The organism is Litorilituus sediminis (assembly GCF_004295665.1).
Taxonomy (GTDB): Bacteria; Pseudomonadota; Gammaproteobacteria; order Enterobacterales; family Alteromonadaceae; genus Colwellia; species Colwellia sediminis.
Window position 1 is genome coordinate 3,666,329 of sequence record NZ_CP034759.1, and the last position, 11,942, is coordinate 3,678,270.

Here is an 11,942-nt window from a genome sequence, read left to right on the forward strand (position 1 = left end):
TCTCAGCTGAATTATTAAACAAAGGTCAACACGCCCTAGGGCGTTTATTGGTTAAGCGTATTGCTTATTAAGCGACTTGTGAGTGATAAAACTCCTGCTCAGACGAGCCTGTGGCTAATAACGCTTGTTTTACTTGAGGCCAGTCATCATCAGTAATACTGAACATGGCGGTATTGCGGTAACTGTTATCGGGGTTACGTCTGTGCTTACGTAAAATTCCTTCAAACTGTCCACCAATACGCGCAATTGCCGTACGAGATTGCTGGTTGTCTTCATGAGTGCAAATTTCAACGCGAACCATACCTAAATGTTCAAAGGCATGTTGTAGCATGAGAAATTTAGCGTGAGAGTTAACATAGCTACGCTGAAATTTGGGGGTAATAAAGGTATAACCGATTTCTAATTTTTTATGTGTGCTATTAAGTCGGATCATTCTCGTTGAACCAACTAAGGTATTGCTTGCTTTATCTATAGTGGCAAAGCCGATTTCCTTTCCTTGAGCCATTTCCTTAAGCGCGATGTTTAACCATTGCCTTGCTGTTTCTTGGTCTTTACAGCGGTTCATTGGCATATGCTGCCAGACTTGCTCAAAATTACCTGCTAACTGAAATGCATCAAGGTGGGCAATGGTTAACGGCTCTAATGTTATTTTTTGCGATGCTAAGGTCACGGGATTAAACATGATAGCTCCTTTTATTGGTGACTGCTGATTACTATTAGGTAATTTATCAGTCATCTGGTATAAGTTATTCATCCAGAAATTATTTTTTACCTATACCAGATTGAAGTCTTTTAGCCTAAAACTTGATAGCGACACTAATATTGCAAAGTACTTGAAGATTGCCCAAGCGATACGTCAAGCAATCAAACAGGGACAATTAAAGCCTAAGGAAAGCTTACCTTCTGCGCGGCACTTGGCTGTGCAAATTGGCGTAAATCGCCATACCATTATGGCAGCCTATAATGAGCTTATTGCCCAAGGCTGGTTAGAGGCTAAACCTCGCTCAGGCTATAAGGTAGTAGAGCACTTACCTATAGAGGCAAGCCAAGCTTTAGCCAGTAAAAATAGGCTAAGTGATAATGGACACTCAACAAGTGCCGCGCAATTTCAATGGCACTTTGCCAAGCAGCCAGTCGTAGTTAAAGCGAGTGAGAAAAATGCCAGTGATTATCGCTTTAATTTTTCTGGCGGTCAGCCAGATATCCGTGAATTTCCCTTTAAAGAATTTAAAAGTTACTTTTCACACGCCTGTCAACAGCCTAAGTTTGAGCAACTAAGCTATGGGGATAATCAAGGTGATGCCGCATTATTAGAGCAGATTGCTATCTATTTGCGCCGAGTTCGGGCAATTAATGATAAAGAGTTGATGATTTGTAATGGCTCGCAAGAAGCCTTGTACATGGTGTCGCAATTATTACTGCAAGCTGGTGATAAGGTTGCTGTCGAGCCGCTTGGTTATCCGCCCGCTTGGGCTGCCTTTAAAAGCGCTGGTGCTGAACTTGTTAGTGTAGAGCAAGATGAGCAGGGTGTTGTACCAAAGGCTTTGGCTAAAGTACTGGTAAAAGGCGGCGTTAAACTTATTTATTTAACGCCGCTACACCAATACCCAACAACTGTGACCTTAAGTGTAGGTCGTCGTATGGAAATATATCAACTTGCGGCAAAGTATGGTGTTGCCATTATTGAAGATGACTATGATCATGAATTTCATTATGACAGCCAGCCAATTGCGCCATTTGCCTCAGATGATCCGCTTGGTTTAGTTATTTATATTTCTACCTTTTCCAAGCTTATGTTTGGCGGGGCGCGTATTGGTTATGTTTGCGCTGATCAAGTACTTATAAAGCAACTAGCTGCTTATAAAACTTTGCTTAATCATAAGAGCAATGTTTTGGTGCAACAAGCGGTTGCTCATTGGATGCGCTTTGGTGGCTTTGAAAGTCATTTACGAAAAATGACTCGGCTTTATCATAAACGGCGTGATCATTTAGTGGCTTTATTAGCGCAATATCAAGACATAGGTTTACCTATTAAATTCACCTGTCCCGCCGGGGGGATGGCTATTTGGCTCGATACCGGGCGGTCTGTTATTGGGCTAAAGGAAGTGTTGCTTACACAAGATGTTTACTTGCAAACCGAAGTTGAATTTAATGTCAATAAGCACCTTGCTAAGGATGCTTATCGATATATTCGTTTAGGCTTTGCCGCAATGACTGAAGAGGAAATGGCTCAAGGCTTAGACAAAGTAATGCAAGCCTTATATGCTATTTAACTCTCACGTTAATTATCGCTGTTAGCTTTTAAGCTTACCTTGAGAGTAAAGTAGTAAACGTTTACTGTTATTGCCAATAATTTGCTGGCGATAAAACTGCTCAAAACTGGCTTTATTAATATTACCTAGCGCTGTAGTTAGCTTTTCTTTTTTATCAAAGGCATAGTCGCCTTGCTTGGTGGTGGCATATAGCTCTGTTGCTAGTGCGTTAGTGTGCCTGCTTAAAGAAAACTCAGCTGAATTTAGTTTATTAATACTTAAGGTGAGCTGCGCTTGAAACTCACCCTCAGACATATTAGCTAATGTTCTTGCATAATTAGTGAGAAACTTGTTTGTAGCGCTAATTAAAGTATCAACACTGCTATTGCCTGATTGGCTGAATAAAACAATACTTGGGCTGTTAGGCACATAGACCTTATCGACATCAACAAAATAGGCTAGTGATTGTTCATCACGAATACTGTAGTGGTAGGGACGCGCTATCATTGATTGTGTCAGATGATACATTGCTTGGTTTTGTAAACTGTTATCTTGGCTTTGTATTAGGTAATTGATTGCAGCATCACTATGTTGTAATGGTACCAGTTCTTGCTGACTACTTTGTGCAAGTTGCTTAACCTTTGTGTCTTGTTTTAAGCCCGAGGCAAGTTTTATCCCATCAATATGGCTAATATTTGTGGCAAACTTTTGTACCACTTCAGTATTCACATCACCTGTGATGACGCCACTAATTTGGTAAGTCTGTATTGTTTTGAATTCAGTTAAAAAGTCTTGATAGTTGTAGTTTGCTAATAAGGTTTTTATCTCATTATCATATGGTTTGTTAAGCAGTGTTTTATATAGTCGACGCTCTAACTGTTGATAAGCATGACTTTGACTTTGCTGGTAGTTAATATCACTGAGAATTTTCTGTTTAGCTAAATCAAAGGCTTGCTGCGTTGGTTTTAGCTTGAAAAAGCTAGTTAATACCAGATTAGCGTAATCAAAGTAGTTTTCGCTATAACCATTAATATTGATTATATAATCGCTGCCATAACTTCTTATATTGGCACCAAGCCCTGCTAGATGAGCAAAATAGTCATTGCTGGTTAGTTGTGTGTAGGCCATATTAGCAAAGAGCATTCGAACGATAGGGCTTATGTCATTGGCATTATCATAAATGCGCAATGAGGCGCTGATTTTGTTCTTACTTATATCGGTTTTATTTTGTGACCATAAGGTCATTCCTTCACTGTTGACGCTCAGGCTAGGCTTTACTTGAGCTTGATTTTTACTTGTAGAATTTAATGGCGTTACTTTGTTGTTGGTAATCACATTGGCTAAAAAAGGGTTTCTTTTTGGGAAATGCATGCTTGGCTTGGCTTTTGCCTGCGACCAATGATCAAGCTGTGCTTTTTCTAACTGAGTTACTCGATAGTGTGTGTTAAGTATAGGCTCAATTTTATTGGTTTTAGCTAGAGTACTTTTATCATTATGACTTATGACTAACTGCATATTATTTGGTGTTAAGTATTTTAAAAACTCGGCAAAATGACTATCAGATATTTGTGCTTGATGGTTTAACCAGTTACTTGAAGGGTATAAGTGCATATCTTCACTGATATCACTTATCCAATCACCGGGTTCTTGAGCTTTTGGAAAGTTAAATGCCCTTATTGCTGTAGCTTGCAGCTCAGGTATAGTCCATAGTGGTAGCTGTTTGCTTTTTAGCATATCTATATAGGAGAAAACACCTGCAATAACGCTTTCTTTATTCATCAGCCCTTTATTGGTTAACTCTAAATAAAGGTCTAATTTACCCACATAGCGGCTACCTAGATCGACCACTTGTAAGTGGCTAATCCAGCCTTGAGCTTTTAAATAGGAATATAGCGAGCCTTCAGCTTCATGGCCGAGTAAGTGGCTGATAAGCCTATAGGTGTTATGAGGAAAGTCACTGGAATTTGCAGGTAACTCAAAACGTAAGTCTAGGCTAGGGTTACTTGATGGCGCCAATACTTCTATTTTAGTTGCTAATTGACTTGGTAAATGTAGTGGTTCAGGAGGGGCTTGCCCTGATAATTTAGTTTTGGGAAACTCACTAAAGCGCTTAATGACCATGGTTTTTAAATCGTTAATCGACTCTTTACCATAGACCACTAAGGTCATATTTTGCGCCCCATAATATTGCTGGTGAAATGAAGTTAAGGCTTTTTTTAGTGCACTGGTATCTGTTGTTAGTGTACTTTTATTGCCGATTGCAAATTTACTGGCAGGGTGCTTAGGATTCGTTTCATTTTGCAATACATATAATGTTTTTCGCCAATCACTAATACGGGCATTAAATTCATTATCAACGGCAATGAGTGACTTTTCTATACTTGCTTGGCTTAATAGCGGCCAAGCAATAAAGTCAGCAAAGCGGTGTAGAGCTTCATCAAGCGCTTGATGAGTCACTTGAAAGTGATAGCGAGTATTTGAATCTCGGGTTGAGCCATTATTCCAACCTTGATTCTTTTTTATGAAAGGGTCAAATTCATTGGTGTTAGGAAAGTTTTTACTACCCCAAAAAACAGCATGTTCTAGCAAGTGCGCTAAACCTAAATAGGCTTTAGGTGAATTGTAATGACCAACATTTACTACTAATGAAGCTGCACCAACGTGTGAATTCTTATCAGAAATTACCAGAGCCCTGATGCCATTATCTAAGGTGAAATGTAAATAACTTTTCTCGTCTAATTGGCTAGTAATTAGGATGTTATCTGTACCAACTTGCTCTTGATTGGCGATAGAATTGGTATCGGCATAGGCTTGTGGTAAGAATAACATAAGCATAAATGCAGAAATTGACTTTGCAAATCGCTTGCTAGGTAGAGTAAACATAAACTTCCTTATTATTGTTTTTGCATGATTTTGATTGGTAAAGCTATATCGGCTTTATTTCAGGTGAAGGCAGTAATGCAGTCCTTTATGGCAAGCGCCTTGAATCTTAGTAGGTTAAAGAAGATTGTATACAATAACAAGTGCTTTATATACCAAGTGCTACGCCAGCTACTAAATACGGATTACTTTTTATGCTTCTATTAAGTGCAAACCGTGAGTTAAAACTGTGCATCACCTGTCTTTTATTAAATGGCTTTTTCTGTGCTTTAAATGCCAAAGTTCACGTAAAAATCTTTAAAAACAAGTGGTTGTTTGTCTTGTTTGTTGTGGTTCATGCTCTTGGTACTAAATTTGCGATTACCTAGTTAACTAAATTTTAAATGGTTAAATAGGTAAGCATTATGAGTAAAGAGAGAATTGTAGTTGTCGGTAACGGTATGGTTGGTCATCACTTTATTGATCAGCTAACGAATAATTATAGTGATCGCTATCAAGTTGTTACCTTTGCTGAGGAAAAGCAGCTAGCTTATGACAGAGTACAATTAACCAGTTATTTTGCTGGCAAGGATTTAGCGTTAACCACGCCACAAGCTTATGATGATAAAGGTGTTGAATATCATGTAAATCAGAAGGTTACTGGTATTAATCGCGAGAAAAAAACCGTAACCACAGCATCTGGATTTGAAGTTTCTTATGACAAGTTGGTGCTTGCTACCGGCTCTATTCCTTTTGTGCCGCCTGTGCCGGGTAAAGATCAGGATGATATTCACGTTTATCGCACTATTGATGATTTAGATGCCATCGCCGCTTCTGCCAAATCAAGCAAAGTTGGGGTAGTCATTGGCGGCGGTTTGTTGGGTTTAGAAGCGGCCAATGCGATTAAGCAATTGGGGCTTGAAACCCATGTAGTTGAATTTGCGCCACGGTTAATGGCTGTGCAGTTAGACCAAGAAGGCGGCGATCTTTTACGCAATAAAATAGAAGCCCTTGGTGTACAGGTACACACTGAAAAGAACACCCTAGAAATTGTTGCAGGTCAGTCATGTCGATATCGCATGAACTTTGCTGATGGCAGCTCTTTAGAAACCGATGTGATTGTTTTTTCAGCTGGTATTAGGCCACAAGATGAGTTGGCGCGAACAAGCGACTTAACCATAGGTGAGCGTGGCGGTATTGCCATTGATGATTACTGTGTTACTAGCGATGCAAATATTTACGCGATAGGTGAGTGTGCACTTTGGCAGAATAAAATCTTTGGCTTAATCGCGCCAGGCTATGCCATGGCGAAAGTGGCGGTCAGTCATTTAACCGCTAGCGATACAGCCGAAGAGGTTAAAACCTTTCAGGGTGCTGATATGAGCACCAAACTGAAACTCTTAGGCGTTGATGTTGCCAGTATTGGCGATGCTCATGCGCAAACCCCTGATGCCCAGTGTTTTAGTTTTGTTGACTCAAGTGCCGGTATCTATAAAAAAATAGTTGTCAGTAGTGATGGTAAATACCTGCTAGGTGCGGTGCTTGTTGGTGATAGCAGTGATTATGGTCAATGGTTACAGCTAGTGGTTAATAATATGCCGCTGTCAAAGCCTGCTGAATATTTGCTGTTACCTGAGCTTGATGAGGAAGCATCAACAGGGGAAAGTGCTGTTGATGCTTTGCCTTGTAGTGCACAAATTTGCTCTTGTTATGATGTCAGTAAACAGGCAATAAGTCAGGCGGTAGCCGATGGTGCTCATGATATTGCTGCTTTGAAGTCTTGTACTCAAGCGGGTACTGGCTGTGGTGGTTGTGTGCCGCTGTTAACTCAAGTACAAAATGCGGAATTGGCCAAGTTAGGGGTGAGTGTTGATAACAGTTTATGTCGTCATTTCGCTTACTCTCGCAGTGAATTATTTGACATTATTCGCGCTAAAAAAATTCGCAGTTTCTCTGCGTTAATTGATGAATGTGGCTCAGGTGATGGCTGTGAAATCTGTAAGCCTGCTGTCGCTTCTATGCTGGCATCTTTGTGGAACGAGCATATTCTTGATAGCGACTTGGTTAGTTTGCAAGACACCAATGATAACTTCCTTGCCAATATGCAAAAAGACGGTACTTATTCTGTGGTACCTCGTGTACCAGGCGGTGAAATTACCCCAGAGCAACTTATCGCCATTGGCGAAGTGGCAAAAGAATTTAACCTCTACACTAAAATTACCGGCGGTCAGCGCATCGACTTATTTGGCGCACAATTAGCACAGCTGCCTATTATCTGGCAAAAAATGATTGATGCTGGTTTAGAAACCGGTCATGCCTATGGTAAGTCGTTACGCACGGTTAAGTCTTGTGTTGGTAGCAGCTGGTGCCGTTATGGGGTGCAAGACAGTACGGCAATGGCAATCAATATTGAGCATCGCTATCGCGGCGTTCGCTCTCCACATAAAGTGAAAATGGCGGTATCTGGCTGTGCGCGTGAATGTGCCGAAGCGCAAAGTAAAGACTTTGGTGTTATTGCCACGGATAACGGCTGGAATTTATATGTTGGCGGTAACGGCGGTATGCGCCCTCGTCATGCCGATCTGTTTGCCAGTGATATCGATGAGCAAACCTTAATTCGCTATATCGATATTATTTATATGTTTTATGTGCGCACAGCAGAGCGATTACAACGTACCTCCGTTTGGTTGGAAAACTTAGACGGTGGTTTAGATTACCTGAAAGAAGTAGTCATCGAAGATAAGCTTGGCATCAATGATGAGCTGTTAGCGCAAATGGCACACTTAGTCGACACCTACCAATGTGAATGGCAAACCACCTTAGCAAACCCTGAAAAGCTAAAACGTTTTAGCCACTTTATCAATAGTGACAAATTAGATGACAAAGTAATTTTTACTACCGTAAGAAAGCAAATACAGCCTGCAGAAAAGCTTGCTGTTGAAGCGCGGTAGTTAGCAGATTTTAACTTTAATATTAGGGGATTATTATGACGATTGTAGCGAGTAAGGCGCAAATTGACGCTGATGATGCACTTGATTGGGTATCTGTGTGTAAACTTGCGGATATTGAGAAAAACACAGGAGTTTGTGCTGAATTTAACGGTGAGCAAGTGGCTATATTTCATCTTTATTCAGATGCATTAGCCAGTAAAAGTGATGTTAAAGCGGTAAGTAATTTTGACCCCTTTGCTCAAGCAAATGTATTATCTCGCGGCTTGATCACAGAAAAAGATGCAAATTTTCATATTGCTTCACCGCTATTAAAGCAAGAATTTTGCCTTGAAAGTGGCCAATGCCTACAAGATGAAGCGGTTGCTATTCCAACCTATCAAGCGCGTATTAATCAAGGGATAGTCGAGCTAAGGGAGGGTAAATAAATGTCGGCATCGAACTTTAATATTTGGTCATTTCAAGGAAAAATGAAAACCTTACACTTGAGTTGGGTAGCATTTTTTATCACCTTTTTTGTTTGGTTTAATCACGCGCCGTTATTGTCGTTAATCGCAGAGTCTCTGTCATTAACGCCAGCACAAATTAAAACTTTACTGATACTCAACGTGGCTTTAACCATACCTGCACGCATTATTATTGGTGTGGTAACTGACTTATATGGGCCGAGAAAAACCTACAGTTTATTGTTAATTCTTTGTTCAATTCCTTGTTTTATGTTTGCTTTGGGGAATAGTTTTGAGCAATTGGCTTTAGCAAGGTTTTTATTAGGTTTTATTGGTGCTGGCTTTGTTATTGGTATTCGCTTAGTCAGTGAGTGGTTTCCGGCGAATCAACTTGGTTTAGCAGAAGGTATTTATGGCGGTTGGGGTAATTTTGGCTCGGCTGCTGGTGCGATATCTTTACCCATACTCGCTTTGGCTTTTGGCGGTGACGATGGTTGGCGCTGGGCCGTAGGCTTAACTGGGCTGATAAGCTTTATTTATGGCATTATTTTTTACCGCACAGTTAGAGATACCCCACAAGGAGCCACCTACTTTAAACCCAAAAGCGCTAAGGCCATGGAGGTTACCAGCGTTGGCGATTTCTTCTTACTTTTAGTCATGAAATTACCGCTATTTGGTGCACTGGCGTTACTCAATTGGAAACTATCGCCAGCAGGCGTTAGCTTGATTTCAACTGAATTTAGCATGCTGGTATACGTAATTTTAGCTGCCTTATTTGTTTATGAAGTTATCGCGGCCTATCAAGTGAATAAGTCGGTTTTTAAAGAAAAAGTAGAGCCTATTCACCAATATTCTTTTAAGCAAGTGGCGGTATTAAATGTACTTTATTTTGCAACCTTTGGCAGTGAGCTAGCGGTTGTCTCTATGTTGCCGTTATTTTTTAGTGAAACCTTTGGTTTAGATGTTATTTATGCTGGCTTGTTGGCATCAAGTTATGCCTTTATGAATTTGCTTTCTAGGCCCTTAGGTGGCTGGATAAGTGATAAGTATGGCCGTAAAACCACTTTAATTATTCTAACAACAGGCTTAAGTTTAGGTTATGGCGTGATGGCATTAATTGATGGTAACTGGCCGTTATTTTTGGCTGTTGCTGCAGCTATGTCTTGTTCTTTCTTTGTGCAAGCGGGTGAAGGGGCTGTATTTGCCGCTGTGCCATTAATTAAACGTCGTTTAACTGGGCAAATTGCAGGTATGACAGGTGCTTATGGTAATGTTGGTGCTGTCTGTTATTTAACGGTATTGTCGTTTGTTAGTTACTCTACCTTTTTTGCTGTAATTGCCATTAGCGCCTTTATTGGCTTATTAATGCTTTATTTTATGCAAGAGCCAAAAGGTGAAATGGCAGAAATTTTGCCAGATGGTAGCGTTGAACTCATTAAAGTGAGTTAAGTCAAAAGGCGATTAAGCCACACTGCTTTAGGTGTGGCTTTAGTTTATTTATGGTTAATGCAATGTGAGTTGGCAGTAGTAATGGCTAGTAGTGATATAGATACATTAATGCAGCAGACAAAAAAAGCATCCGATAAGCCTAGCCAGGGGAGTTTGAAGCTCTCCTTTGGCGGCTTTTCTACACGCGGTGAAAAAGAAGAAAACCAAGATGCCTTTGCCTTAAAGGCAGCGCAAGGACAAGAAGCTGAATTAAAGGGCCATGTTGCTGTAATTGCTGATGGCGTCTCAAGTGCTAATTGTGCCGCCAAGGCCAGTCAAATGAGTGTTTGTCACTTTATTGATGAATATATGGCAACCCCAGATACCTGGTCAGTGCATAAGTCGGCCACACAGGTATTATCTGCATTAAATCAATGGCTTTACTCGCAACAACTCGTTGCTGATGCCAAGGGAGAGTTGTCGCAATGGTACAGCACTTTTTCAGCGCTAGTTTTAAAAGGCAACCGAGCGCATCTTTTTCATGTTGGCGATTGCCAAGTCGCGAAAATTAATGCTGATGGTTATCAAGTATTAACCCGAGAGCATGCTACCTCATCCGGTATATTAAATCGTGCTATTGGTGCTGCTAATCATATTGAAATTGATGCATCGACAACCTCGCTCGCCGTTAATGATATGTTTATGCTGAGCTGTGATGGTGTTCATCAATTTGTAAAGCCTAAGCAAGTTCGTCGTATTTTGAGCCAATATCAAGATTTAGAAGTGGCAAGTGAAAAGATATCTGAGTTAGCTGCTTCTCAAGGCTCGCAAGATAATCTTACCTGCTTATTAATTAAGGTTGAGCAACTGCCAAGCCAACAACTGGGTGAGTTAGTCTTTACTCGCCGTCAGCAAGTTATTCCACCAGCACTTAAGGTAGGGGTTAAGCTAGATCATTTTGACGTGTTAGAGGTGATTGAGCAAAGCAATCGCTCGCATGTCTATTTAGCAAGAGATAATCATGCCAAGCGCTTAGTGGTGCTTAAAGTACCCTCGGTTAACTTTACTGAAGATGAAGCATATATCACGAATTTCATTAAGGAAGGCTGGTTAGGAGAGAAAATTAGCCATCCAGGAGTGATGCAGATATACCCTTGGCGTATTCATAGTAAGTTTTTATATCATGCCTGTGAGTATATTGAAGGGCAAACCTTAACTACTTGGTTGGCTGATAACCCAAAGGCGACGCTTGCTAAAGTACGTGATATTGCCAAACAAATAGTGGCTTGCTTAAGGGTATTTCAGCGTCATGATGTGGTGCACTGTGATATAAAGTTAGATAACTTTATTATGGATGTTAATGGCCGTATTAAACTGATTGATTTTGGCAGTTGTGATATTGGTGCTTTAATGGATACAGACTATATTCGCCATAACCAACAGCCGCTAGGTACTATGAGTTATAGCGCACCTGAGCTATTTTATGGCAAAGCGGCAAACCATCAAAGTGAGTTATTCTCAATCGGGGTTGTTGTTTATCAATTGCTTACCAATGCCTTGCCTTTTGGTGAATTTAGCCATATTGAGCAAGTACCTAAACAATACTCACAATGGCGCTATCGCTCGGTGACCACATATAGGCAAGACTTACCTAGTTGGCTAGATATGGTGTTATCAAAAGCGCTATCTGCTGACCCTAATAGCAGGTATCAGTATTACTCTGAGTTCATGCGCGACTTAACGAGCACCAGCCTTGATACTGTGATTAATCAAAATACCTTGCCACTTATTGAGCGCAATCCCGTTCGTTTTTGGCAAGGGGTTAGTGGTGGGCTTGTTATGATTATTGCTGCCTTAGTCTTTTTTATCGCCTTCTCTTAGCTGTACAGACAAGCCAACTTATTGCACAACAAGCTAGCAGAGTATGCACTGCAAAGGCTCACCAGCTGTTTTTTCTATAATTTAAAAATCAAAAAAGCCTTTATATACAATGCTTTATGCTGTTCGTT

The 11,942-nt window shown here is 40.5% G+C and carries 7 protein-coding genes; 5 read left to right on the top strand and 2 right to left on the bottom strand.

The window, feature by feature from the left end:
- Positions 1 to 67: 67 nt before the first annotated feature.
- Positions 68 to 682, bottom strand: coding sequence for a GNAT family N-acetyltransferase (locus EMK97_RS16285; RefSeq protein WP_130603843.1), 615 nt, complete (start codon positions 680 to 682; stop codon positions 68 to 70).
- A 151-nt stretch (positions 683 to 833) separates the two neighbouring features.
- On the opposite strand from EMK97_RS16285, the gene pdxR reads away from it, so the two are divergent.
- Positions 834 to 2,273 (top strand): MocR-like pyridoxine biosynthesis transcription factor PdxR, encoded by a 1,440-nt coding sequence (gene pdxR, locus EMK97_RS16290; protein WP_246028818.1) that lies wholly within the window; start codon positions 834 to 836, stop codon positions 2,271 to 2,273.
- A gap of 21 nt (positions 2,274 to 2,294) precedes the next feature.
- On the opposite strand, the gene EMK97_RS16295 is transcribed toward pdxR, so the two are convergent.
- Positions 2,295 to 5,135 (bottom strand): insulinase family protein, encoded by a 2,841-nt coding sequence (locus tag EMK97_RS16295; RefSeq protein WP_130603845.1) that lies wholly within the window; start codon positions 5,133 to 5,135, stop codon positions 2,295 to 2,297.
- 401 nt (positions 5,136 to 5,536) lie between these two features.
- Between EMK97_RS16295 and nirB the strand changes: the two genes are divergently transcribed.
- From nirB to EMK97_RS16315, 4 genes are all read left to right on the top strand, one after another.
- Complete coding sequence (nirB, locus tag EMK97_RS16300) at positions 5,537 to 8,062, top strand: nitrite reductase large subunit NirB (RefSeq protein WP_130603846.1); 2,526 nt, start codon at positions 5,537 to 5,539, stop codon at positions 8,060 to 8,062.
- A 35-nt stretch (positions 8,063 to 8,097) separates the two neighbouring features.
- The gene (gene nirD / locus EMK97_RS16305; protein ID WP_130603847.1) at positions 8,098 to 8,487 is read left to right on the top strand and encodes a nitrite reductase small subunit NirD; all 390 of its coding nucleotides are present in this window, start codon (positions 8,098 to 8,100) and stop codon (positions 8,485 to 8,487) included.
- A complete protein-coding gene (locus tag EMK97_RS16310) occupies positions 8,488 to 9,954 on the top strand; it encodes a NarK family nitrate/nitrite MFS transporter (protein ID WP_130603848.1) in 1,467 nt (488 codons plus the stop codon).
- Positions 9,955 to 10,035: 81 nt separating this feature from the next.
- Positions 10,036 to 11,814 (top strand): bifunctional protein-serine/threonine kinase/phosphatase, encoded by a 1,779-nt coding sequence (locus EMK97_RS16315; protein WP_170176790.1) that lies wholly within the window; start codon positions 10,036 to 10,038, stop codon positions 11,812 to 11,814.
- The last annotated feature ends 128 nt before the right edge of the window (positions 11,815 to 11,942 follow it).

Coding starts and splice junctions, on each gene's coding strand:
- EMK97_RS16285 (WP_130603843.1), bottom strand. CDS start 682: ATGTTTAATCCCGTGACCTTAGCATCGCAAAAAATAACATTAGAGCCG.
- EMK97_RS16295 (WP_130603845.1), bottom strand. CDS start 5,135: ATGTTTACTCTACCTAGCAAGCGATTTGCAAAGTCAATTTCTGCATTT.
- nirB (WP_130603846.1), top strand. CDS start 5,537: ATGAGTAAAGAGAGAATTGTAGTTGTCGGTAACGGTATGGTTGGTCAT.
- nirD (WP_130603847.1), top strand. CDS start 8,098: ATGACGATTGTAGCGAGTAAGGCGCAAATTGACGCTGATGATGCACTT.
- EMK97_RS16310 (WP_130603848.1), top strand. CDS start 8,488: ATGTCGGCATCGAACTTTAATATTTGGTCATTTCAAGGAAAAATGAAA.
- EMK97_RS16315 (WP_170176790.1), top strand. CDS start 10,036: ATGGCTAGTAGTGATATAGATACATTAATGCAGCAGACAAAAAAAGCA.